This is a genomic window from Dokdonella koreensis DS-123 (assembly GCF_001632775.1).
GTDB lineage: Bacteria > Pseudomonadota > Gammaproteobacteria > Xanthomonadales > Rhodanobacteraceae > Dokdonella > Dokdonella koreensis.
Map to the genome: position 1 here is coordinate 1,718,051 of NZ_CP015249.1, position 21,571 is coordinate 1,739,621.

Annotated in this window: 21 protein-coding genes; 7 read left to right on the forward strand and 14 right to left on the reverse strand. The window is 72.7% G+C overall.

Annotated features, from left to right (window positions below; all coding sequences use genetic code 11):
* Window positions 1–17: 17 nt before the first annotated feature.
* The 8 genes from I596_RS06810 to modA form a co-directional block, all read right to left on the reverse strand.
* Window positions 18–2,309 carry a serine/threonine-protein kinase gene (locus I596_RS06810; RefSeq protein ID WP_067645762.1) on the reverse strand — a complete coding sequence of 764 codons (2,292 nt, stop codon included), beginning with the start codon at window positions 2,307–2,309 and terminating at the stop codon, window positions 18–20.
* Window positions 2,306–2,863: an ECF-type sigma factor gene (locus I596_RS06815; protein WP_067645764.1), complete on the reverse strand. Its 558-nt coding sequence runs from the start codon at window positions 2,861–2,863 to the stop codon at window positions 2,306–2,308. The genes I596_RS06810 and I596_RS06815 overlap by 4 nt, the downstream gene beginning before the upstream one ends.
* Window positions 2,864–2,928: 65 nt before the next feature.
* Window positions 2,929–3,405, reverse strand: a complete 477-nt coding sequence (locus I596_RS06820) for a GNAT family N-acetyltransferase (protein WP_067645766.1) — start codon at window positions 3,403–3,405, stop codon at window positions 2,929–2,931.
* A 17-nt stretch (window positions 3,406–3,422) separates the two neighbouring features.
* A complete protein-coding gene (locus tag I596_RS06825; protein WP_067645768.1) occupies window positions 3,423–5,213 on the reverse strand; it encodes an acyl-CoA dehydrogenase C-terminal domain-containing protein in 1,791 nt (596 codons plus the stop codon).
* Window positions 5,214–5,245: 32 nt separating this feature from the next.
* On the reverse strand, window positions 5,246–5,683 hold the full coding sequence (locus I596_RS06830) for an LEA/WHy family protein (protein ID WP_067645770.1): 438 nt from the start codon (window positions 5,681–5,683) through the stop codon (window positions 5,246–5,248).
* 106 nt (window positions 5,684–5,789) lie between these two features.
* A complete protein-coding gene (locus I596_RS06835; protein WP_067645772.1) occupies window positions 5,790–6,464 on the reverse strand; it encodes an ATP-binding cassette domain-containing protein in 675 nt (224 codons plus the stop codon).
* Window positions 6,457–7,143: a molybdate ABC transporter permease subunit gene (gene modB / locus I596_RS06840; protein WP_067645774.1), complete on the reverse strand. Its 687-nt coding sequence runs from the start codon at window positions 7,141–7,143 to the stop codon at window positions 6,457–6,459. The genes I596_RS06835 and modB overlap by 8 nt, the downstream gene beginning before the upstream one ends.
* A 40-nt stretch (window positions 7,144–7,183) precedes the next feature.
* Window positions 7,184–8,005 (reverse strand): molybdate ABC transporter substrate-binding protein, encoded by an 822-nt coding sequence (gene modA / locus I596_RS06845; protein ID WP_067645776.1) that lies wholly within the window; start codon window positions 8,003–8,005, stop codon window positions 7,184–7,186.
* A 67-nt stretch (window positions 8,006–8,072) separates the two neighbouring features.
* Here modA and I596_RS06850 point away from each other — a divergent pair, with 67 nt between their 5' ends.
* The 3 genes from I596_RS06850 to I596_RS06860 all read left to right on the forward strand — a co-directional run bounded on the left by I596_RS06850 (window position 8,073) and on the right by I596_RS06860 (window position 11,233).
* Complete coding sequence (locus tag I596_RS06850) at window positions 8,073–8,444, forward strand: winged helix-turn-helix domain-containing protein (RefSeq protein ID WP_067645778.1); 372 nt, start codon at window positions 8,073–8,075, stop codon at window positions 8,442–8,444.
* A gap of 153 nt (window positions 8,445–8,597) precedes the next feature.
* Entirely contained in the window at window positions 8,598–10,610 is a 2,013-nt protein-coding gene (locus I596_RS06855) for a TonB-dependent receptor plug domain-containing protein (protein ID WP_067645779.1), read from the forward strand.
* An 11-nt stretch (window positions 10,611–10,621) separates the two neighbouring features.
* Window positions 10,622–11,233 (forward strand): molybdopterin-dependent oxidoreductase, encoded by a 612-nt coding sequence (locus I596_RS06860; protein ID WP_150132057.1) that lies wholly within the window; start codon window positions 10,622–10,624, stop codon window positions 11,231–11,233.
* A 19-nt stretch (window positions 11,234–11,252) separates the two neighbouring features.
* Here the strand turns inward: I596_RS06860 and I596_RS06865 are convergent, their stop codons facing one another.
* The 4 genes from I596_RS06865 to I596_RS06880 form a co-directional block, all read right to left on the reverse strand.
* The gene (locus tag I596_RS06865; protein ID WP_150132058.1) at window positions 11,253–12,776 is read right to left on the reverse strand and encodes a hypothetical protein; all 1,524 of its coding nucleotides are present in this window, start codon (window positions 12,774–12,776) and stop codon (window positions 11,253–11,255) included.
* Window positions 12,777–13,444: 668 nt separating this feature from the next.
* Window positions 13,445–14,317: a DUF1349 domain-containing protein gene (locus tag I596_RS06870; protein WP_067645783.1), complete on the reverse strand. Its 873-nt coding sequence runs from the start codon at window positions 14,315–14,317 to the stop codon at window positions 13,445–13,447.
* A 132-nt stretch (window positions 14,318–14,449) separates the two neighbouring features.
* Entirely contained in the window at window positions 14,450–15,823 is a 1,374-nt protein-coding gene (locus tag I596_RS06875) for a sensor histidine kinase (protein WP_083965425.1), read from the reverse strand.
* A complete protein-coding gene (locus I596_RS06880) occupies window positions 15,823–16,488 on the reverse strand; it encodes a response regulator transcription factor (RefSeq protein ID WP_067645785.1) in 666 nt (221 codons plus the stop codon). Before I596_RS06880 ends, I596_RS06875 begins: the two co-directional genes overlap by 1 nt.
* A 137-nt stretch (window positions 16,489–16,625) precedes the next feature.
* Between I596_RS06880 and I596_RS06885 the strand changes: the two genes are divergently transcribed.
* Window positions 16,626–17,543 (forward strand): hypothetical protein, encoded by a 918-nt coding sequence (locus I596_RS06885; RefSeq protein WP_150132059.1) that lies wholly within the window; start codon window positions 16,626–16,628, stop codon window positions 17,541–17,543.
* 8 nt (window positions 17,544–17,551) lie between these two features.
* A complete protein-coding gene (locus tag I596_RS06890; RefSeq protein ID WP_223303929.1) occupies window positions 17,552–18,271 on the forward strand; it encodes a class I SAM-dependent methyltransferase in 720 nt (239 codons plus the stop codon).
* A gap of 48 nt (window positions 18,272–18,319) precedes the next feature.
* On the opposite strand, the gene I596_RS06895 is transcribed toward I596_RS06890, so the two are convergent.
* Window positions 18,320–19,981: a serine hydrolase domain-containing protein gene (locus I596_RS06895; protein ID WP_067645789.1), complete on the reverse strand. Its 1,662-nt coding sequence runs from the start codon at window positions 19,979–19,981 to the stop codon at window positions 18,320–18,322.
* 36 nt (window positions 19,982–20,017) lie between these two features.
* Window positions 20,018–20,347, reverse strand: a complete 330-nt coding sequence (locus I596_RS06900; protein ID WP_067645791.1) for a DUF6249 domain-containing protein — start codon at window positions 20,345–20,347, stop codon at window positions 20,018–20,020.
* A 110-nt stretch (window positions 20,348–20,457) separates the two neighbouring features.
* Between I596_RS06900 and I596_RS06905 the strand changes: the two genes are divergently transcribed.
* Window positions 20,458–21,069, forward strand: a complete 612-nt coding sequence (locus I596_RS06905; protein ID WP_083965427.1) for an RNA polymerase sigma factor — start codon at window positions 20,458–20,460, stop codon at window positions 21,067–21,069.
* A complete protein-coding gene (locus I596_RS06910) occupies window positions 21,066–21,521 on the forward strand; it encodes a hypothetical protein (protein WP_067645793.1) in 456 nt (151 codons plus the stop codon). Before I596_RS06905 ends, I596_RS06910 begins: the two co-directional genes overlap by 4 nt.
* Window positions 21,522–21,571: the final 50 nt, after the last annotated feature.

Genomic DNA, 21,571 nt, shown 5'->3' on the forward strand with positions numbered 1-21,571 from the left:
GGCCGTTCGCGCCGTGCCTACCGGGCGGCAGCACCCTGGCGCGCCCGTGCGTCGGCGATCAGCGCGGTCAGCGCGGCGCGGTCGTCCGGGTTCGCCGCCCCGGCCTTGACGTAGACCGCCAGCGCCCGGTTGGCCTCGTCGATCGCCGCCGCGGTGTCCTCGCGCTGCAGCGCGACCCGTGCCGCGACCGCATGGAGGTCGCCGAGCCTGACGTCGTCGGCCTCGTACAGCGTCGGTGCCAGGCGCAGCGCCTCGTCGATCGCCTCGGCCGCCTCGGCGTGCCGGCCCAATGCGGCGTAGTAGCCGGCCAGGTGCGACAGCGGCAGTGCCAGGCGCGGATAGTCGTGCCCCATCACGCTGCGCTTGAGCGCGATCGAGCGCTCCTGCAGCGGCAGCGCGTCGGCGGTCCGGCCCAGGCGGTCGAGCAGCAGGGCCTGGTTGTTGAGGTTGATCGAGATGTCGAGCTCGGGCAGCGGGTCGATCGTCTCGAGCAGGTCCAGTACGCGCGCGTAGTTCGCGCCGGCCGCCTCGTAGCGGCCCAGGCCGTACTCGGCCGAGGCGAGGTTGCTGAGAGTGACGGCCCGGTCGCGCGCCGCATCCGGCCCGGGCACGCGCGTCTGCAGCGCGAGCGAGTCCTCGGCCCTGCGATGGGCCTCCTCCCAGCGGCCGAGGTCGCCGAGCAGGGCGGCGTAGTCGCTGAGCACATGGGCGCGCTGGCGGTCACCGGCCGCATCGCGCGAGCAGGCGGCCAGCGCCTGCTGCAGCAGGCTTTCGGCACGGCCGGTGTCGCCAGCGTTCCATTCGAGCATCGCCTGGGTCTTGAGCGTCTCGGCCAGCGCGTCGCCGCCGTCGCCGGCGCGTAGCGCCGCGGCGCGTTCGAGCTGCGCGCGCGCCGCGTCGGCGCGTTCGAGCGACAGGTACGCCTGGCCGAGCGCCTGGCGGATGTCGCCTTCCAGTTCCGGCTGGTCGGCGAGCTCGCGCGGAATGTCCTCGACCGCGCGGTCGAGCGCGTCCACCAGCAGCGGCGGGCGGCCGTGCAGGTAGGGGTCGGCGCGCGCGATCATGCCGGTCAGGAAGGCGTTGGCGCGCCGCGCGCGTTCGGCTTCGGCACGCGCGCGGCCGGCCTGGTCGAGCGCCACCGCCAAGCCGGCCGCCAGCGCCAGCACGGCCAGGAGCAGCGCCGTGGCCGGCAGCCAATGCCGCCGCAGCAGCTTGCCGGTGCGGTACCAGGCGCCGCCGGCGCGTGCCTGCACCGGGCGCTTGTCGAGCCAGCGCTGCAGGTCGTCGGCGAACGCCTGCGCCGAGGGATAGCGCTGCCCCGGCTCCGGCTGCAGGGCCTTCAGCACGACGCGATCGAGGTCGCCGCGCAGCGTGCGCTGCCATTCGCCGGCGCCGCGTGCCGGCAGCGCCAGCGCGGTGCCGTCGATGCGGCTGCTCGGCCGCGCCGGGGTGTGCGTGGCCGTCCACTGCGCCAGCTCCAGCAGCGAACGGCCTTCGGCCACCTGCGCCTGCACGCCGGTCAGCAGCTCGTACAGCAGCAGGCCGAGCGCGTAGACGTCGCAGGCGGTGGTCAGGGGTTGCCCGGCGAGCTGCTCGGGGCTGGCGTAGCCGGGCGTCATCGGCATCAGGCCGGTGCGGGTCGCGTCGCCGCCGAGGCGGCCGTCGAGCGACTTGGCGATGCCGAAGTCGAGCAGCTTGACCTGGCCCTCGCCGGTGACCAGCACGTTGCCGGGCTTGATGTCGCGGTGGATGATCAGCGCGCGGTGCGCCGCGTCGACGGCGGCGAGCACCTGCAGGAACACGCGCACGCGCGCCTGCACGTCGAGGTCGCGCTGGCGACACCAGGCATCGATGCGCAGGCCGTCGACGTACTCCATCACCACGTAGGGGCGTCCGTCGGCGGTGGTCCCTCCGTCGAGCACGCGCGCGATGTTGGGGTGCTCGATCCAGGCCAGGAACTGGCGCTCCGCCTCGGCGCGGTGGATCGTCTCGGGATCGGCCGACAGGCCGGCGAGCAGCTTGATCGCGACGCGCTGCTGGTAGCCGTCGCGCCGCTCGGCAAGAAACACCTGGCCCATGCCGCCGCTGCCGATGCGGTCGAGCAGCCGGTACGGGCCGAGTTCCACCGGTGCCTTGAAGACCGGCGGTTCCAGGAAGCCTGCGCTCGCCGCATGGGCGGCCAGCAGGGCACGCGCCTGTTCCAGGAGCGCAGGTTCGCCGCCGGCAGCGGCCTGGACGAACGCGTCGCGCTCCGCCGGGGGCCGCTCCAGCGCCGCCTCCAGCAGGGCCAGCGTCCGCGGGTCCGTCATGTGAGGGCCTGGAACAGGAACGCCCGCGCCACCTCCCAGTCGCGCTGCGCGGTGGCTCGCGAAATGCCGAGCAGGTCGGCGATGTCGGTCATCTCGATACCGGCGAAGTAGCGCAGCTCGACCACGCGCGCCTTGCGCGCGTCGGTGGCCTCCAGCGTGCGCAGGGCCTGGTCGAGCGCGAGGATGTCGATGCGGTCGCCGCTGCCGTCGGCCAGCCCCGACAGCGTGACGTCCTCGCGCTGGCCCCCGCCGCGCTTGGCCGCATCGCGCCGGCGCGCGTGGTCGACCAGCACCTGGCGCATGCGCCGCGCAGCGATCGCGAAGAACTGGCGGCGATCCTCGGGCGCGAAGGAGGCCTCGCCCGACAGGCGCAGCCAGGCCTCGTGGACCAGGGCCGTCGGCGTCAGCGTGTGGCCGGCGCGCTCGCCGGACAGGTGGCGCGCGGCGATCCGGCGCAGCTCGTCGTAGACCAGGGGCAGCAGGTCCGACTCGGCGCCCGGCTCGCCGGCCGACAACCGCTGCAGCAGAACCGTGATCGCGCCCGTATCGTCCATCGTCTCCCCCGGCCGCTGCCGATTGTAGCTGCGTGAAGCGACGCCGCGCCGGCCGCGGCCGGCCGCTACAGCGGCTTGGCCATGCGCAGCATCTCGGTCCCGAAGCCGCGCTGCTCGTAGAGCGCGCGGGCGGCCTGGTTGCCGGGGAAGACCGCCAGCGTCAGGTGCCGGCAATGGCGCTGGCGCGCCCAGGCCTCGGCTTCGGCGAGCAGGGCGCTGCCGATGCCGCGGCGGTCGTGGCCGGGCGCGACCGCCAGGTCGGATATGTGGCAGTTGGTGGCACCGGTGAAGTAGTCGGTGGTCAGCTGCAGGTGCAGGAAGCCGACGCGCTCGCCGTCGTCGTCCTCGGCGACGAACAGGTGCGAGCCGGCCGGCTGCTCGGCCAGGTGGCGGGCCAGGTCGCGGCGGATGCCGGCCAGGCACTCGCCGGCGCGGCGCCAGGCGGGCAGCTCGAACGCGACGAAGCGGCGCGCCAGGTCGAGCACGAACGCATCGTCGCCGGCACCGGCGAGCCGGATGTGGATCTGCGCGCGCTCGCCCATCGCCGCCGTTCCCGCCGCTATCCGAACAGGGCGTCCGGCAGTGCCATCAGCGTGTCGGCGCCGGACCGGATGGCCGCCCGGTGGGCGCTCGTGCGCGGCAGGAGGCGGGCGAAGTAGAAGCGCGCGGTGTGCAGCTTGGCGGTCTTGAAATCGGCCGGTTGCGCGGAGGCGTTGGCGGCGGCGACGCTGCGCGCCCAGAAATAGGCCAGCGCGACGTAGCCGGAATAGAACAGGTAGTCCACCGCGGCTGCGCCGACTTCGTCGGGATTGCCCTGCGCCTTCTGGCCGATCTCGAGCGTGAGCTCGCTCCATTCCTTGGCGGCGATCGCCAGCGGGGCGATGAACTCGGCCAGGGCGGCGTCGCCGGCGTGCTGCTGGCAGAACCCGCCGATCTCCTCGAGGAAGTGCTTGAGGCCGGCGCCGCGCAGCTGCAGGATCTTGCGGCCGAGCAGGTCGTTGGCCTGGATCTGCGTGGTGCCCTCGTAGATCGTCGTGATGCGGGCATCGCGCGCGTACTGCTCGACGCCGGTCTCGGCGATGTAGCCGTGGCCGCCGAACACCTGGATCGCGTCGTAGGTCGCTTCCTGCGCCAGCTCGGTCAGCAGGCCCTTGACGATCGGCGTCAGGAACGAGACCAGCTCCTCGTTGCGGCGCCGCTCGTCCTCGTCGGTGCCATGGGTCGAGATGTCGTGGCGCGTGTAGGCGTACAGCGCCAGCAGCCGGCCGCCTTCGGCGAAGGCCTTCTGCGTCAGCAGCATGCGCCGGATGTCCGGATGGACGATCAGCGGGTCGGCCGGCTTGTCCGGATAGCGCGGACCGGTGGCCGCGCGCATCTGCACGCGCTCGCGGGCGTAGCGCAGCGCGTTCTGGTAGCCGCGCTCGATCAGGCCCAGGCCCTGCACGCCGACCGCGAGGCGCGCGGTGTTCATCATCGTGAACATCGCGTTGAGGCCCTTGTTCGGCGCGCCGATCAGCCAGCCGTCGGCGCCGTCGAAGTTCATCACACAGGTGACCGAGGCCTTGATGCCCATCTTGTGCTCGATCGAGCCGACCGCCAGCGCGTTGCGCTCGCCCTGCGCGCCGTCGCGGCCGACGCGGAACTTCGGCACGATGAACAGCGAGATGCCCTTGACGCCGGGCGGCGCATCCGGGAGGCGCGCCAGCACCAGGTGCACGATGTTGTCGGCGAGGTCGTGCTCGCCGGCAGTGATGAAGATCTTGGTGCCGGTGATGCGGTAGCTGCCGTCGGGCTGGGGCTCGGCACGCGTCTTGAGCAGGCCGAGGTCGGTGCCGCAGTGCGGCTCGGTCAGGCACATCGTGCCGGTCCAGCGGCCCTCGGTGATCGGCTTGAGGAACGCATCGCGCTGCCAGTCCTCGCCGTGCGCCTTGAGTGCCTCGACCGCGCCGTGCGAGAGCATCGGGAAGTTGCCCCAGGAGACGTTGGCCGAGTCGATCATCTCCTTGACGATCGCGCCGACCACTTCGGGCAGCTCCTGTCCGCCGTAGACGGCCGGCGTCGTCAGCCCGGTCCAGCCGCCTTCGACGTACTGGCGGAACGCTTCCTTGAAGCCCTTGGGCGTGGTGACGCTGGCGCTGGCCTTGTCGAGCGTGCAGCCTTCCTGGTCGCCGCTCTGGTTGATCGGCGCCAGCACCTGCTCGGCGAATCGGGCGGCTTCATCCAGCACGGCGTCGACGATGTCGCGACCGGCGGCCTCGAAGCCGGGCAGGCGCTGGTAGAGCGCATCGGCGCCGAGCACGTCGAACAGGGCGAAGCGGATGTCGGCAAGCGGAGCGGCGTAGACGGTCATGGCGGTTCCTGCGGTAACGGGGCCGGCGCGCGTCAGCGCCAGGTGTTCTTGAGTCCGGGGACCGGCGAGAGCCGGCTGGCGCGATCGAACGGATAGGTCTTCTTCGGATCGGACACGTCGATGTCGCCGGTGAGCTGGTAGGCGAAGCCGGCGGCCGGCAGCTTGGCCGAAACGCGCAGCGTCGTCTCGGCCACCTCGGCGCTGTTGCCGACGATGTCGATGCCGAGCGGCATCGCGAGCTTGCCCACTTCGGTGCCGTCGATCGAGACGGTCGCGTCGAGGCGGCCGAACACCATCGGCACCGTGCTGAAGTTCTGGATGCGCATGGTGACGCGCCAGGTGCCGTCGTCCTCGACGACCAGCTGCTGGATGCTGGCGGTCGGCGGATTGATGCGCTTGACCGGGCCGCTGCCGCAGCCGGCGAGCGCGAGCATCGCGGCGAACGCGACGATCGAGTTGCGAATGCTCATCGAAATCCTCGAACGATCGTTTGAATCGCGCAAGAGTAGCCGGTTCGGCCGGTCGCGAAAAGCTGCAGCGCAAAGCCCGCCGTCCGGGCCGCGTCGTGCCGGAACGTCAGCGCCGGACCTGTCGCCGCGCGAAGCCGTCCACCGGCAGGTGGTCGGCCACCGTGCCCGACTGCAGCAGCACGACGTCGTCGGCCAGCGCGATGACCTCGGCCGGCTGGTGCGAGACCAGGATCATCGCCATGCCCAGCTCGATCTTGAGCCGGACCAGGTGGTCCAGCACCTGGTCGCGCGCTTCGCGGTGCAGTCCGGTCAGCGGTTCGTCGAGCAGCAGGATGCGCGGGCCGGACAGCAGGGCGCGGCCGATCGCGACGCGCTGGCGCTCGCCGCCGGACAGGTGGGCCGGTTCGCGCGCCAGCAGGGCGGCGAGGTCGAGCAGCTCGACGATGCGATCCAGCTCCGTGCCGGACCGGTGGCGCGCCCGCGCGCCGTAGAGCAGGTTGGCGCGCACGCTCATGTGCGGGAACAGCCGGCCGTCCTGGAACACATAGCCGATCTGCCGGCGCGACACCGGCACGCTGAGGCCGGCGGCACGGTCGAACAGCACCTGGCCGTCGAGCACGATGCGGCCGGCCGCCGGTTCGAGCAGGCCGGCGATCGCGTTGAGGACGGTGGTCTTGCCGGCGCCGGAGTCGCCGAACAGGGCCAGCACGCGGGCCGGCGCGCGGAAGGCGACGTCGATCGCCAGGTCCGAGAAGGCGTGGCGCAGCGCGACCTCAATCATCGCCGCGGCGCCTCCACAGCGCGCCGCCGAGCAGCGCCGCGACCACGGTAGCCGCCAGCGCGACGGCGAACGCGACCACCGTCAACCGCTGCACGCCGGCCTCGCCGCCGGGGACGTTCATCAGTTCGTAGATCGCGATCGGCAGCGTGCGGGTCTCGCCGGGGATGTTCGAGACGAAGCTGATCGTGGCGCCGAACTCGCCGAAGGCACGGGCGAACGCCAGCACGCAGCCGGCCAGGATGCCGCCGGAGGAGAGCGGCAGCACGATCGTCACGAAGCGGCGCCAGCCGCCGGCGCCGAGCGTCTCGGCGGCACGCTCCAGGCGCCGGTCGACACCGTCGAAGGCGACGCGGATCGACAGCACCAGCAACGGGAAGCCCATCACCGCGGCCGCCAGCACGGCGCCGGTCCAGCGAAATGCGAAGACGATGCCGGCCGCCGCCAGCCACTCGCCGATCGCGCCGTTGCGCCCGAACAGCACCAGCAGCGCATAGCCGGTCACCACCGGCGGCAGCGTCAGCGGCAGGAACAGCAGTCCCTCGACCAGCAGCCGGCCCGGGAAGCGCGTGCGCGACAGCAGCCAGGCCAGCGCGAGCGCGAACGGCAGCGAGACGATCACGCTGATCACGGCGACGCGCAGGCTCAGCAGCAGGGCGGCGGTTTCGTCGGGCGTCAGCATCCGGTGGGTGGGCGGCGCGGCAAAGACGCGAGTGTGCCAGCTATCGGCCTGCCGGCGCCGCGGTCGCCGTCGCAGCCGCGGCCGGCAGCACGTCGAAGCCGAACCGCTCGAACACCGCGCGGGCGTGCGCGCCGCGCAGCAGCACCGCCAGCGCCCGCGCCTCGCGGCCGTCGCCGGCCTTCAGCACCGCCAGCGGATAGACCACCGGCGGGTGGCTCGCGGGTGGGAACGTATCGACGATGCGCACGGCCGGCTCGGACACCGCGTCGGAGCGGTAGACGATGCCGAGCGGCGCCTCGCCGCGCGCGACGAACGCGAGCGCGGCGCGCACGCTCTCGGCGGCGACCAGGCGCGTGGCGGCCGTGTCCCAGACGCCGAGTGCGGTCAGTGCCGCCTTGGCGTACTTGCCGGCCGGCACGCTGTTGGGCTCGCCGATCGCCAGCCGGCCGTCGGTACCGAGCGCGCCGGCCAGATCGAAGCCCGGCGCGATGCGCCGCTCGACCGCGCTCGCCGCCGGTGCGACCAGGACCAGGGCATTCCCGAGCAGGTCCGTGCGCGTGCCGTCCGCGATCGCGCCGCGCTGCTCGACGTAGTCCATCCAGTCGCGGTCGGCCGAAATGAACAGGCCCGCCGGCGCGCCGTGCTCGATCTGCCGGGCCAGTTGCGAGGAGGCGGCGTAGCTGGCCTTGATCGTTCCGATCGCCTGCGCGTCCGGCGTGGCGAGGATCGTGTCGAGCGCCGGCTTGAGGCTGGCGGCGGCGAACACCAGCAGCTCGGCGGCGCGCAGCGGCGCGGCCGGCAGCAGGATCGAGGCGGCCATCAGGCCGAGGCGGAGCCAGAGGGCGGGCAGGCGAACGGTCATCGGAGGCTCCGGCAGGCGGTGGGGAAGGGAAGAGTCGCTATCATCGATGTCCGCCCGAGGAGCCGCCATGACCCGACAGGATCTGCCCGCCGTTCGCATGCCCACGCTCAGCTTGCGCGTGATGCACGGCCGCAAGGGCATCCTCGGGCCGGGCAAGGCCGATCTGCTCGAAGGCATCCGTGATACCGGTTCGATCGCAGCGGCCGGGCGGCGCATGAAGATGAGCTACAAGCGCGCCTGGCAGCTGGCCGAAGAGCTCAACACCGGCTTCCGCGGCCCGCTGATCGAGGCGAGCAAGGGCGGCAGCGGCGGCGGCGGTGCCCAGCTCACGGCGCTCGGCCACGAGGTGCTCGCCGGCTACCGGTCGATCCAGGCCGCGTGCGACCGCGCTGCCGGCAAGGCGCTGGCCGCGCTGCAGCGGCAGCTGGCGCCGGACTGACCGGCTCGGCCGGCCGGCCCGGCGCCGGGCCGGCGGCAGCGGGAACGCATGGGCATCACCGCGGACGGTTGTGGAATCGGCATTCACGTCGATATAGTCGTACGGAAATATCGGTGCTGGCAAGCGACGGCGCCCTTTCCGGAGACCCCAGCAATGCGCAATCTGGCCGCGGCGATCGCCGCCTGTCTCGCGTCGTCGATCCCCCTGGCCGCGGCTGCCGAAGCCGGCGCCGCGGCCGAGTCGGACATCTTCAGCCTCGGCGTGGTCGAGGTGATCGGCATCCCGCCGCTGCGGCCCGCGCCGGGCAGCGAGCGCGTCGACGCCGAAGCCATCGAGCGTCACGACCGGCGCGACGTCGCCGAGGCGCTCGACCTGCTGCCCGGCGTCACGCTGCAGAACGTCGGCCAGCGCCGCGAGCGCATGGTCTGGATCCGCGGCTTCAACAGCCGCCAGATCCCGATCTACATCGACGGCGTGCCGGTCTACGTGCCGTACGACGGCAACATCGACCTGGCGCGGTTCGGCGTGGACAGCCTGTCCGAGATCGTCGTGACCAAGGGGCTGACCTCGGTGCTCTACGGGCCCAATGCGCTCGGCGGCAGCGTCAACCTGGTCAGCCGCCGGCCGACGCAGCCGTTCGAGGCCGCCGCCACGGCCGGTTTCGACCTGGACCGCACCGGCGACCTTTCCGGCTACCGCGCCGACGCGCGCATCGGCGGCCGCAGCGCGAACGGCTACGCCCAGGTCACGGCCGGCTACGCCGACAACGACTTCTTCCGGCTGCCGGCCGGCGTGCGGCCCACGGCGGCCGAGGACGGCGGGCGGCGCGAGAACTCGGCCGACCAGGACCGGCGCGTCACCGCCAAGGTCGCCTGGACGCCCAACGCCACCGACGAATACAGCATCAGCTACCACCGCCAGGACGGCGAGAAGCAGGACCCGCCGTATGCGGGGCGCGCCAACGTCACGCCGCGCTACTGGCGCTGGCCGGACTGGGACAAGGAAAGCCTCTATCTGATCACGCGCACCGCGCTGGGCGGCGATGCCGACCTGCGCCTGCGCGCGTACTACGACAGCTTCTACAACCAGCTCGATTCCTGGGACGACGCCACCTATTCGACGCAGAACCGGCCCTACGCGTTCTCGAGCATCTACGATGACTTCACCACCGGCGCCAGCGGTGAGATCGAGCAGCGCTGGAGCGAGCGCCAGGTCACCCGGCTGGCGCTGCACTTCAAGCGCGACGTCCACCGCGAGACCTCGGCCGTCGGCGCACCGCAGCAGCACTTCGTCGACAAGACCTGGTCGGCCGGCCTCGAACACGAATGGCGGCCGCACGCGCGCTGGACCGTGACGCCGGGCGTGGCCTACAACCGCCTGCAGGGCGAGCAGGCCGACAACCTCGTGGCCGGCGCGATCGAGCCGTTCGCGGTCGAGACCAACGACGCCTTCAACGTCCAGGTCGCGCTGGCCTATGCGCTCGGCGAGGACAGCCGCTTCTTCGGCGGCATCAGCCGCAAGACACGCTTCCCGACGCTCAAGGACCGCTACTCGTACCGGATGGGATCGGCCTTGCCCAACCCGGACCTGGAGGCCGAACGCAGCACCAACCTGGAGCTGGGCTACGAGGGCATCGCCGGCGGCGTGCGCTACCGTGCGGCCGTGTTCCACAGCCGGCTGGACGATGCGATCGAGAGCGTCTCGCTCGATCCGTCGGCCTGCACCTCGCCGCCGTGCTCGCAGCTGCGCAACATCGGCGAGCAGCGCAACCAGGGCGTGGAACTGTCGGCCGATGCCGACCTGACCGACCGCCTGCGCGTCGCCGCCAGCTATACCTACCTCGACCGCGACAACCGCAGCCAGCCGCAGGTCCGGTCGACCGATACCCCGCGCGAGAAGCTGTTCGCCAGTCTCGACTACGCCCTCGGCGAGCGCTGGACGGCGCTGGCCAGCGCCACCTCGGAAAGCCGCCGCTACTCCAGCACCGACAGCCGGCGCATCGCGCCCGGCTTCACGAGCTACGACGCCCGGCTCAAGTGGCAGGCCGCCGACAACCTCGGCGTGTCGTTCGGTGTCCACAACATCAGCGACAAGCGCTACATGTACGAGGAAGGCTATCCCGAGTCCGGCCGGACCTACGCGTTCGCCGTCAACTACCGCTATTGAGGAGTGGCGCCATGCCCATGAACTTCCGCACCGTCGCCATCGGGCCGGACTGCCGCGGCCCGCGGCGGCGTGCCGCGAACCTGCCGGTCGGCCGGCTCGGCCTGGCCCTTGCCCTGGTACTGGCTGCGGCGGTGACACCGGTGCATGCCGACGATCCGCATGCGGCCCATCGCCCGGTCGCCGCCGCCGCCGTGCCGGCGGCGACTGCGATCGCGGTCGGCGGCGAAGTGGCCAAGCCGCTGCGCCTGGACGTCGCCGCACTGGCCGCGCTGCCGCGCGTGCAGGTCAAGGCATCGGCGCACGGCACCGAAGGCGTATGGGACGGCGTGCCGCTGGTCGAGGTGCTGCGTGCCGCCGGTGCGCCGCTGGGCGAGACGCTGCGCGGACCCAACCTGCGGCTCTACGTGCGCATCCGCGCCGCGGACGGCTATCGCGTCGTGTTCGCGCTGGCCGAGCTCGATCCGAAGTTCCGCGACGACGGCGTGATCCTGGCCGATCGCCGCGACGGCAAGCCACTGGCGGCCGACGAAGGCCCGTTCCGCATCATCGCGCCGCGCGAGGCGCGGCCCGGCCGCTGGGTGCGCCAGGTCGTCGCGATCGACGTGCTGCGCGCACCGGAGTGACCATGGCGCGCGACCGGCATCAGGGAATCCGGATCGCCGCGCCGCTGCGGTCGTAGGCATAGTCGAGCACGGTGGCCGGAAAGCCGGCCGGCGCGGTCGTCTGCAGGTGCAGGAAGCCGTAGTTGACCTGGCCGGTCTGCTCGTTCCAGAACTTGAAGCCGAGGTAGCCGGTGGCACCGGCCAGCCAGTGGTCGAGCGGCTTGGACAGCAGGCTGTAGAACGGGTTTTCGTGGACCAGCGCGCCGGGTTGCAGCAGCGAGAAGTCGACCGCCCCGGTCGTGTTGACGTCGACGACACCGGCGACGAAGGCCTCGGGCACCACGTCGGCGTACCAGTAGACGCTGAGTGCGCCGCTGCCGTCGCCGGCGTAGAGGTTGACGTCGGCCGGCACGCCACCGGTCTTGGGGCCGTGCGTGCCGGTGACCAGGTCGATCGCCAGGCCGGCGAAATCGGCGGGCACCGGCCAGTTCAGCGGGCCGCTGCGGACGACCGTCCCGCCGTCGTCGCAGCGGCCGGTCTCGCCTAGCTCGAAACCGCTGCAGAACAGCGGCGATCCGGCGGCGGCCACCGTCACGTCGATCGCCACGCGCGCCTCCGGCCGCGCCGGATCGTTGCTGCGCACGCAGGCCGTGGCCCGGTAGCGTCCGGCGGCCAGGACGTCGCCGCGCGCGGCGAACCACAGATTCGTCGCGGCGCCCGCGCCGAGCGCGCCGCCGGCCGGCGTGGCGGTCAGCCACGGCAGCGGCGCAGCCGAACAGGCCGCCTCGGCATCGACCACGACGACGGTGTAGGCGAGCGGATCGGCGCCGAGGTTGGCGAGCATCACGGGAGCGGCCGCGGTCGAGGGCGCGACCACGGTGAAGCCGAGCGCGGCCGGCGCCAGGTCCACGGTCGGTTGGGTCGAACCGGCCGGGCCGAGGCGGACGGTATCGATCCACCAGCCGTTCGGTGCCGGTGCGGCCGTCGAGGAATCGGTGCCGAAGCGCCAGCGCAGCTGCACGGTCCGGCCGGCGGGGCCCGGTGGCAGCGCGACCCGGGTGGCGATGAAGCCGGCGCGTTCGCCACCGCTCCAGGCGGCGCGGCCGCCGATCGGATTGCCGCCGCAGCAGGGCGCCAGCGTCGCGTCGTAGCCACCGCTCACGAACCGGCCACCGGCGTCGAGGATGTCGACGAAGCCGCCGCCGTCGACCGCGATCTCGAGCACGCCGCCGTCGTACGGAGCGACCTCGAGGTTCCAGCGGTGGCGGAAGCTCAGTTCCGTTTCGTCGGCGGCGAGCGCCAGCAGCGGACTGTAGAGGCTCGCCTCGCCGGGGACTTCGGCTTCCGCGATGTGCACCGCGTGCGGTGCGGAGTGGGCGGCATCGGCGACGACGTGCCAGGCGTTGCCGGCGCCGTCGGTGGTGGTCGACCAGCCGGCCGGCAGGGTGGTGGCCTCGTCGAAGGTCCAGTCGCGGGCTGCGAGGGCCGGAGCCGACAGGCTGCAGGCGGCGAGCACGGCCAGCCCGGACCAGCGGGCGGAGCGGGAAGGGCGATGAAGAGGCATGCAGGGTGTCCGGGTCGGGGAGGGCGGTGCACGAACGGCGGCGTGCGGCCGCGCATTGCAGGCCAGCCGTCGTGGTGCCGCTTCGCCGCGGCGTGTCCGCTCGATGGCCGCTCGCGACAAGCGCTTGATCCGGTTCGCATCGACGACGGCGGCGTGCAGGCGGGTGCTGCCGCAGGCGCTCGCAACGGCGCCGGTGACCGGACGCTGCCGGCCCGGCGCATATCGCTGGCGGTCGCGGCAAGGTAAAGTCCCTCGCGGATCGGCGGCCGTCCGGCATCGGCCGGCCACGGATCGCGCCACGCCCGAGTGGTGAAACTGGTAGACACAAGGGACTTGAAAATTTGAGCCCTGCGCGGGAAACCGCCCAGGTGGAACCCGTCAAATTCGGCGAACGCCCTGGCCGCGACCTGCGACCGAGCCGACGCCGAGCCAAGCCCGCGGCCCGGCGCCGCGGGAAGGTGTAGAGAGCAGACGGCGGGCGCCTACGGCCGTTCCGGCTATGGTGAAGGCGTGCTCCAGACCACGAACGGCGCTTCCGGCGCCGGCGGCGAAAGCCGAAGTGGCACGAAAATCCCTCGACCTCGCGGTCATGCCGGTTCGATTCCGGCCTCGGGCACCATCACGCGACCGGCCGCCGCGGCCGGCCGCGCAGCACGCGGCGGCGCGGCTCAATCGCCGAGCAGGCCGAGCAGCTCGCGCTCGCTCAGGTTGACCTCGGCGAGCGGATTGCCGCTGACCTGTCCGTACCAGTCCCCGGAAACCTGCAAGGCCGGGCGCCGGAAGCGGATCCAGTCGACCTCCAGCATCATGTCGGTGGCCGCCTGGGTGTCGACGCTGCGATTGATGCGCTGCGGATCTTCCGGCGCCGGCGCGACCTCGTCGCTGGTGGTATAGGCGACCAGGCCGACCTGCATCTGCCGGCTGTTCTCCATCCGGTACCAGCGATCGCGCACGCGCCAGGCGCTCTCGCCGTCGGGGCGCGCCAGCGCGACCAGCGCCATGCCCACGCGCACCAGGCGCAGCTCTACCCAGCCGCTCGGGAACGGCCGCAGTTTCAGCGACGAGTAGCTGTTGAGCGTGGCCTTGGTCTCGGTCATCTGCTCGCCGGCCACGTGGCCGACGCCGGTGGTGATGAAATGCCAGTTCTCGCGCCGCGGTTGCCAGGTCTCGGCGGTCAGGCCGTTGGGCACGCGCGCGAACAGGCCGCCGAGCGACCAGGTGCCACCGGCGATCGCGCGCTCGGCGCCGCGCACGCGCACCCGGGCGCGGACGTCGAAGTCGCCGGAGACCTCGCGGAACAGGAACGGGGCGTTGAGGTCGCGCACCCAGGCCGAATGGTGAGGCTGCAGGTTCAGCGCGCCGTCGGTGGTCGCTCCGATGTCCAGGTGCTTGATCTTGTCGGGCCAGCCGAAGCGCTGGTGGAACAGGTTCCAGTCGCCGAGCGTCGCGCGCGCGGCGAATTCGTCGTTCAGATGCGCCAGGTCGTCGGCGGCCGCGGTCGCGGCCGGGAGAAACAAGGTGAACAGCAGCCATGCAGGCATGAGGGCACCAGTCCGGTCGGGGGTGTCGCAGGCTAGGCGGCGGGCCGCGGCGTCCGATGTGCCGAAGGTCGTGGATCACGGCCGGCGCGGCCAAACGTGCACGGATGTGGACATCCGCCGCGTCGTGCCGCGTTACTCGACCAGGCCGGGGAAGATCACCTCGACCGCGAAACCGCGGCCGCCGATGCCGGTCCCGGTGCGGACCGTGGCGCCGTGGCTGCGTGCGATGCGTGCGACCAGCGACAGGCCGATGCCGCTGCCGCGCTCGCCGTTGCCGTTGCTGCCGCGGAAGAAGCGCTCGAACACGCGCTCGCGCTCCTCGGCGGGGACGCCCGGGCCGTCGTCGCGGACTTCCAGGACCACGGTTCCGCTGCCGGAGTCGCCGCGACAGGCCACCTCGATGCGGCCGCCGCTGCCGGCATAGCGCACGGCGTTGTCGACCAGGTTGCGGACCAGGATGCCGAGGTCGTCGATGTTGCCGGCGACGCCGAGCGCGGCGTCCGCGGTGACGCCGATCGTCTGGTGCCGGCGCGCGGCCGTCGCCTCGAACTCGCGCACGACCAGGGCGACGATCTCGGCCAGCTCCAGCGGGCCGTGCTCCTCGCGGCGCCGGTCGGCGTCGATGCGGGCCGAGTCGAGCAGCTGCTGCGCCAGGCGGCCGAGGCGCTCGATGCCGTCGCGCAGCCGCTCCAGCGCCGCCTGCGGATCGGGCGAATGCAGCGCGACCTGGGTCTGCGTCAGCAGGGCGGCCAGCGGCGTGCGCAGCTCGTGCGCCGCCTCGGCCAGGAAGGCGCGTTCGGCATGGACCGCCTTGTCGAGGCGGCCGAGCAACTGGTTGAACGAATCGACCAGCGGGCGGATCTCGTCGGGCAGCTCGGCGACGGGCAGCGGCGCCAGGTCCAGCGCGTGGCGCTCGGCGATCGCGCCGCGCAGTCGCGTGACCGGCCGCAGCGACCAGCCCACGACCAGCCACAGCGCCGCCGCGAGCGCGGCCAGCACCAGCAGGGCGGTCTTGAGGCTGGCGCCGATCCAGCGCCACAGCTCGGCGTGCAGGTGGGCGTGGGTGACGCCGGCCTGCACCTGCACCTGGCCGGTCGCGTCGGTGACGGCGTAGGTGCGCCAGGGACGGCCGTCGACCTGGGCGTCGGCGTGGCCGACGGCGAAGTCCGCGCGCAGCGGCGTCGCCGGCGCCCCGGTCGAGGCGACGACGCTTTCGCGCCGGTCGAGAACCCAGACCTGGAAGACGATCTTGTCGAACTTGGTCTCGGGCAGCAGCGTGGCGTCCGGCGGCAGCTGCAGGTGGCCCTGCGGGCGGATCGTGTCGATGTCGTCGGGCAGCGAGAGCAGGATGTGCTCGGCGACGCCGCGCACCATGCGGTCGTTCTGGTCGCTCTGCAGGTGGGTGGTCTGCACGTACTGGCAGGCGAGCCAGATCGCCCAGGCCAGCAGCACCGTCGCCATCAGCACGGCCAGCAGCCGCGCGCGCAGCGAGCGCATCAGGTGCATCAGGCGTCCCCCGCGAGGCGGTAGCCGTAGCCGTGCACCGTGACGATCAGCTGCTCGCCGAGCTTGCGCCGCAACTGGTGCACATAGACCGCGATCGTGTTGCTCTCGATCGTACCGCTGCCGCCGTAGACGCGGTCCTCCAGGTGGTCGCGCCCGACGACACGGCCGCGGCTTTCCATCAGCGCCAGCAGCGTGCGGTATTCGTGCACGGAAAGGCGCACCGGCGCGCCCGCGCGCGTGACGGCGCGCCGTGCCGGATCGAGCACGATCTCGCCGTGGCGCAGGATCGGAGCCACCCGGCCCTGGCTGCGCCGCAGCACCGCGCGCAGGCGCGCGCACAGCTCGTCGAACGGGAACGGCTTGACCAGGTAGTCGTCCGCGCCGGCGTCGAGGCCGCGGATGCGGTCACTGAGCTGGTCGCGCGCGGTGACGATCAGCACCGGCGTGGTGTCGTAGCGCGCGCGCAGGGCGGTCAGCACGTCCAGGCCCGAGCCCTGCGGCAGACCGAGGTCGAGCAGCACGGCGGTGTAGGCGTGATCGACCAGCGCGCCGCGCGCCGCGGCGGCGTCGTTCGCGCGATCGACCTGCCAGCCGTCCAGCGCGAGCGCCGCGGCGACGGCGTCGCCGAGCATGCGGTCGTCCTCGACGAGAAGAATCTGGGACAAGAGAGCGTCACCGGGTGGAGCAGTAGGGAGGGCCAGCGTGTCGCTGTGCGATTAAAAGGTTCTTAAAGACCGCTGGCAACACTGCGTCCCGTTCCGCCGCACCGGCCGCTTTCCCATTCCCTGTCGAGATGACCCGCATGCCCCAGCACCGCCGCCGTGTCCCCGTGTCTCTTTCCGTGCTGGCCGCAGCGAGCCTCGCCGCGGCTGCTCCCGCCGTGGCGCAGCAGGATGGTCGGGAGGCGCCATGGACGCTGGCCGTTTCCCATGCGGCCGGTTCGGCGGCCGATCTCGACGGCGGCGGCGAGGTCGACGTCGATCGAAGTGCGCTGACCCTGGGCTGGCGCACGCGCACCGCCGGCGGCACCGGCCTGCGGCTGGACCTGCGCTACGAACAGGAGGACTGGCACTTTTCCGGCGCGTCGGCCCTGGGCGGCGCCGGTTGGGGCGACGTCCGCCGCGCCCGCATCGGCTTCTCGATCCAGCGGCCGCTCGGCGCGAACTGGCACTGGGCGGTCTCGCCTATGCTGCAGTACGCCGGCGAACGCGGCGCCGAGACCAGCGACGCGCTGATCTACGGCGCGGCGCTGGCGTTCAACCGCAGCTTCGCGGCGGACAAGATGCTCGGCATCGGCCTGGTCGCCCTGCACGACATCGACGAGACGCGCCTGCGACCGTACCTGGCCGTGTCCTGGGCACTCGGCGAGCGCTGGCGCATCGGCAATGCCGCCGCGACCGGGCCGGCCGGGCCGGCGGGACTGGAGCTGGCGTTCCGCGCCGATCAGCGCTGGGATTTCGGTCTGGGCGCCGGCATGCGCGAGCAGCGCTTCCGCCTCGACGAGGACGGCCCGAATGCCGGCGGCGTCGGCGAGTCGCGCTCGCTGCCGGTCTACGCGCGCGCCTCGCTGACCGCCGGGCCCCGGCTGCGGCTGGACGCGTTCGCCGGGACCGCATTGCGCAATCGCCTGCGGCTGGAGCCGGGGGCCGGCGGCGAGCGCCGCAGCGAGGATTACGACGACAGCCCGGTGTTCGGCCTCGGCCTGAGCGTCGGACTGTGAGGCCGGGCATGACGTTCCTGCGCGAGGTCTGTCGCTGTTCCCGCGGTTCCGCGGCTGCGTCGCCGCCGGCCTCCCTGTCGATCGCCGCCGAGCCGTCCGGTGGCGCGGCCGGGGACGTGCGGCGTATCGGCAGGGATACCGGCCCGCTGCGCGACCAGCGGCTGTTCCTGCACCGCTGGTGGCGCGATCCGCGCGGTGTCGGCGCGATCGCGCCGTCCGGGCGGGCGCTGGCGCGGCTGATGGCGGCACGGATCGATCCGGCGGGCGGGCCGGTGGTCGAACTCGGCGCGGGCACCGGCTGCTTCACGCAGGCCCTGCTCGATCGCGGCCTGCCGGCCCATCGGCTGGCCGTCGTCGAGATCGACCCGGTCTTCGCCGGCCGGCTGGCGTTGCGCTTTCCCGGCTGCCGCGTGCTGCGGCTCGACGCGGCGCGCCTGGATCTGCCGCTGTTCGAGGGCGGCGCGGCAGCCGTGGTCAGCGGCCTGCCGCTGCTGTCGCTGGGACTGCCGACCGTCGTGCGGATACTGCGCGGTGCGTTCGGACGCCAGCTGCGCGACGGCGGCGCCTTCCACCAGTTCACCTATGCGCCGCGCTGCCCGGTACCGCCGGCGGTACTGGAGCGGCTGGGACTGAGCGCCCGGCGCATCGGCTGGACCGCGGCCAACCTGCCGCCGGCCTTCGTCTACCGGATCGAGCGCAGCCGGCACGGCGCGGGCCGGAGAGTCTGATCACGCCGGCCGCCGCCGCCGCAGTTACGGCGGCGGCGCAAGGCCGGTTCAGGGCTGCTTGCGGTCGAGCACCAGTTCGGTCGGGCCCTGCTTCAACGTGACCCGCGAGGCCGGCCCGGGCTGCGTGTCGAACGTCAGCATCGCGTCGACCTCGGCGATGAACAGGCGTTCGGCACTCTCGGCCTTCAGCGCGAACGCCGGCTGGCCCGGTACCTGCACGCGCAGCACGCCGGCTTCGTCGAAGAACACCTTGAACGCGAGCTGCGGCGCGGCGTAGTCGCCGACCAGGCGTTCCTGCGCGGCACGCGGCAGGTCGACTTCGGTGCGCGCGGCGGGCGCGTCGCCGGTGCGCTCCCAGGGTTCGCCGGCCTCGCCCTCGGGGAAGAAGCGCAGGCCCGTCGTCCGGCCGCGCCGGTCGCGCAGCGGCTCCAGGTAGGACAGCGAGCCCTCGAACATGAAACGGCCGCCGGCGACCGGCACCAGCCGATACGGCGTGCCGCCGCTGCGCTGGGACGTCAGCACGCCGTCGACCACACGCAGCACGCGCGTGTCCTTCCCGGCCTTCTTGCGGTAGCTGCCTTCCAGCGCCTGGAGATCGGCGGGCGCAACGGTGATCGGGGCCGGGTCCGGGTACGGGTCGCCCAGGGCGAAGGCGGCGATGCGGCGTTCGGCCGGCGGCACCGGTGCGCCGTCGGCGTTGCGCAGGCTGACCACGGTGAGCTGCGCCTCCGGCAGCCAGGTCAGCTTGGACAGGAAGCCGTTGATGCCGCCGTCGTGCGTCAGCATCGTCCGGCCGCGCAGCTGGCCGACGCCGATGCCGTAGCCGTAGTGCGTCTCGGTGGCGGCGCCGGCCGGCGTGATCATGCGCCGGTAGGTGGCCTCCTTGAGCACGCGGCCGCGGTGCAGGGCGAGGTTCCAGCGCCACAGGTCATCCAGCGTGGAGACCAGCGCGCCGGCCGCATGCGGCTGCGTCATGCTGAGCGGACCGGCGCGGGCCACCTTGCCGCCGGCCAGGCTGTAGCCCTCGGCGAAGCCGGGGATGATCGCGGCGTCCTCGCCGTAGCGCGTGTGGGCCAGGCCCAGCGGCTCGAACAGCGCCTCGGCCAGGTAGGCATGCCAGGGCTTGCCGGTGATCTTCTCGATCACCGCCCCGACCAGCACGTAGCCGGAGTTGCTGTAGGCCCACTTCTCGCCGGGCGCGAAGTCCGGCTTCTCGTTCCGGAAGACCTCGATCAGCTCGGCCGTCGTCAGGTCGCGGCGGATGCCCTCGTCCATGTAGCCGGGCAGGTCGGTGTAGTTGCGGATGCCGGCGGTGTGGTCGAGCAGCTGGTGCAGCGTGATCGCCTGCGCATTGGGATAGTCGGGCAGGTAGGTGGCCAGCGGATCGTCCAGCGCGGCGTGGCCTTCATCGACCAGCTTCAGCAGCGCTGCCGCGGCGAACTGCTTCGTCACCGAGCCGATGCGCAGGACATGGTCCGGCTTCAGCGCCACGCCGAGCTCGATGCTCGCCCGGCCGCGCGCGCCGCGGTAGAGGATCTGGTCGCCGCGGGCGACGAGGACCGCCAGGCCCGGGCCGTCGGCATCGGGGACCGCCTCGCGCATCACGCGCTCGGCGTACTCGGCGACCTGTTCCGCGATGGGGGCGGGCTTGGAGGTGGCGGCGCCCGCGACCAGCGGGACCATCAGCAGCAGCGGAAGCAATCGGCGCATCGGGGACATCCTGCAAGGGAACGGGACGGGAGCCGCTCAGCGGCCGGACCAGCGGGCGATCGCGTAGTAGACGAGGTTGCCGATGCCGGTCGCACCGAGCAGGATCGCGAAGATGCCGGGGGTCGGCTCGGTCCAGTCCATGCGCTCGATCACCGCGAAGCCGACCGCCAGCGCCAGCATCACCACGCCCCAGCGCAGCGCGGCGTGGCGGCGTTGCAGCTCGTCGCCTTCGAGCATGGAGCGGATCAGGTCCTGCGACGCGCTGGCGTCGACGATGCGGCGGCGGGTGCGGGCGTCGACGACGACCTTGATCGAGTAGGCGATGCAGGCGAACAGGCTGATCGGGATGAAGACGTCCAGGTTCATGGGGGTACCTCGGGGTTTTGGGGGGCGCAGCAGGAGATACGGCCGCAGCCGGGGCGGTTGCAGCGCCCGGCTTGCAACCATACCCGCCCTGGGCGTATCCCTGGCTGGCGATGACCGATTCCGCCCGCCCCATCGTCCCCCGCACGACCGCCGACGCCGAGGCGGACCTGGCGCTCGTGCAGGCCGTCCTGGCCGGTGCGCCGGGCGCGTTCGAGCGACTGTTGCGCCAGTACCAGGGCCTGTGCTGGCACATCGTCGATCGCATGGTGCGGCACCCGGAGGACACCCGCGAGCTGTGCCAGGAAGCCTTCCTGCGCGTGCATCGCTACCTGCACCAGTACCGCAGCGAGAGCCCGCTGAAGGCCTGGATCGGCCAGGTCGCCTACTCGGTCGCCAAGCGCCACCTGGAGCGCCGGCGGATCCCGCTGGCCGAGGCGCCGGATGGCGGCGACGGCATGGCGCTGGCCGAGTCGGTCGGCCAGGACTTCGACCTGGAAGCGGCCTGGGCCGAGGACGAGGCGCTGGGCCACCTGCACGCGGCGATCGAGACGCTGCCGCCGTTGCAGCGTACGTTGTTGACGTTGTATCACCTGGACGAGGTGCCGATCGGCGAGATCGCCGCCATGACCGGCCTCGCCGAAGGTACGATCAAGAGCCACCTGTTCCGCAGCCGCAGGCAATTGCGCGCGGTGCTCGAACCGCGCATCGGAGTCGTCGCATGAAATCCCAACCTCCCGCTTTTGACGAGCACGCGTTCGACGAGCGCGAATGGCAGGCGCAGGAGCGCGCGCGGCGCGCACCGCCGGCCGCCGCGCCGGGTGACGGCTACGCGCTGGTCGCGCGTGCCCTGCGCGAGCCGCCGCTGTCGCCGCTGCCGGCCGATTTTGCCGCCGAGGTCGCGCGGCGTGCCGTCGCCGAGCGGCCGGGCGCGCCGGCCGAGCCCTGGCTGGAGCGCCTGCTCGGCACCGCGCTCGGCCTGGCCCTGGCCGTCGCCGGCCTGATCACCGCGCTGGTCTATGGCGGCACCTGGCTGCAGGCGGTCGCGGACGCACTGCCGCGGCCGCCGACCACGGCGCTGCCGCTCGGCATGATGCTGGCGGTCTGTGTCGGCCTGTCCTGGCTGGTCGGGCAGGTGGGCCGACCGGCCGGCCGTTCGTCCGGCCGGCGCGGCTGAGCAACTGGGCGCGTCCCGGGCGCGCCGCCACTGCCGGCCGCCGGTATCGG

Bases quoted from the DNA above. Each gene is read 5' to 3' on its own strand.
- I596_RS06810 (WP_067645762.1), bottom strand. From the start codon at position 2,309: ATGACGGACCCGCGGACGCTGGCCCTGCTGGAGGCGGCGCTGGAGCGG.
- I596_RS06815 (WP_067645764.1), bottom strand. From the start codon at position 2,863: ATGGACGATACGGGCGCGATCACGGTTCTGCTGCAGCGGTTGTCGGCC.
- I596_RS06820 (WP_067645766.1), bottom strand. From the start codon at position 3,405: ATGGGCGAGCGCGCGCAGATCCACATCCGGCTCGCCGGTGCCGGCGAC.
- I596_RS06825 (WP_067645768.1), bottom strand. From the start codon at position 5,213: ATGACCGTCTACGCCGCTCCGCTTGCCGACATCCGCTTCGCCCTGTTC.
- I596_RS06830 (WP_067645770.1), bottom strand. From the start codon at position 5,683: ATGAGCATTCGCAACTCGATCGTCGCGTTCGCCGCGATGCTCGCGCTC.
- I596_RS06835 (WP_067645772.1), bottom strand. From the start codon at position 6,464: ATGATTGAGGTCGCGCTGCGCCACGCCTTCTCGGACCTGGCGATCGAC.
- modB (WP_067645774.1), bottom strand. From the start codon at position 7,143: ATGCTGACGCCCGACGAAACCGCCGCCCTGCTGCTGAGCCTGCGCGTC.
- modA (WP_067645776.1), bottom strand. From the start codon at position 8,005: ATGACCGTTCGCCTGCCCGCCCTCTGGCTCCGCCTCGGCCTGATGGCC.
- I596_RS06850 (WP_067645778.1), top strand. From the start codon at position 8,073: ATGACCCGACAGGATCTGCCCGCCGTTCGCATGCCCACGCTCAGCTTG.
- I596_RS06855 (WP_067645779.1), top strand. From the start codon at position 8,598: ATGCGCAATCTGGCCGCGGCGATCGCCGCCTGTCTCGCGTCGTCGATC.
- I596_RS06860 (WP_150132057.1), top strand. From the start codon at position 10,622: ATGCCCATGAACTTCCGCACCGTCGCCATCGGGCCGGACTGCCGCGGC.
- I596_RS06865 (WP_150132058.1), bottom strand. From the start codon at position 12,776: ATGCCTCTTCATCGCCCTTCCCGCTCCGCCCGCTGGTCCGGGCTGGCC.
- I596_RS06870 (WP_067645783.1), bottom strand. From the start codon at position 14,317: ATGCCTGCATGGCTGCTGTTCACCTTGTTTCTCCCGGCCGCGACCGCG.
- I596_RS06875 (WP_083965425.1), bottom strand. From the start codon at position 15,823: ATGCACCTGATGCGCTCGCTGCGCGCGCGGCTGCTGGCCGTGCTGATG.
- I596_RS06885 (WP_150132059.1), top strand. From the start codon at position 16,626: ATGCCCCAGCACCGCCGCCGTGTCCCCGTGTCTCTTTCCGTGCTGGCC.
- I596_RS06890 (WP_223303929.1), top strand. From the start codon at position 17,552: ATGACGTTCCTGCGCGAGGTCTGTCGCTGTTCCCGCGGTTCCGCGGCT.
- I596_RS06895 (WP_067645789.1), bottom strand. From the start codon at position 19,981: ATGCGCCGATTGCTTCCGCTGCTGCTGATGGTCCCGCTGGTCGCGGGC.
- I596_RS06900 (WP_067645791.1), bottom strand. From the start codon at position 20,347: ATGAACCTGGACGTCTTCATCCCGATCAGCCTGTTCGCCTGCATCGCC.
- I596_RS06905 (WP_083965427.1), top strand. From the start codon at position 20,458: ATGACCGATTCCGCCCGCCCCATCGTCCCCCGCACGACCGCCGACGCC.
- I596_RS06910 (WP_067645793.1), top strand. From the start codon at position 21,066: ATGAAATCCCAACCTCCCGCTTTTGACGAGCACGCGTTCGACGAGCGC.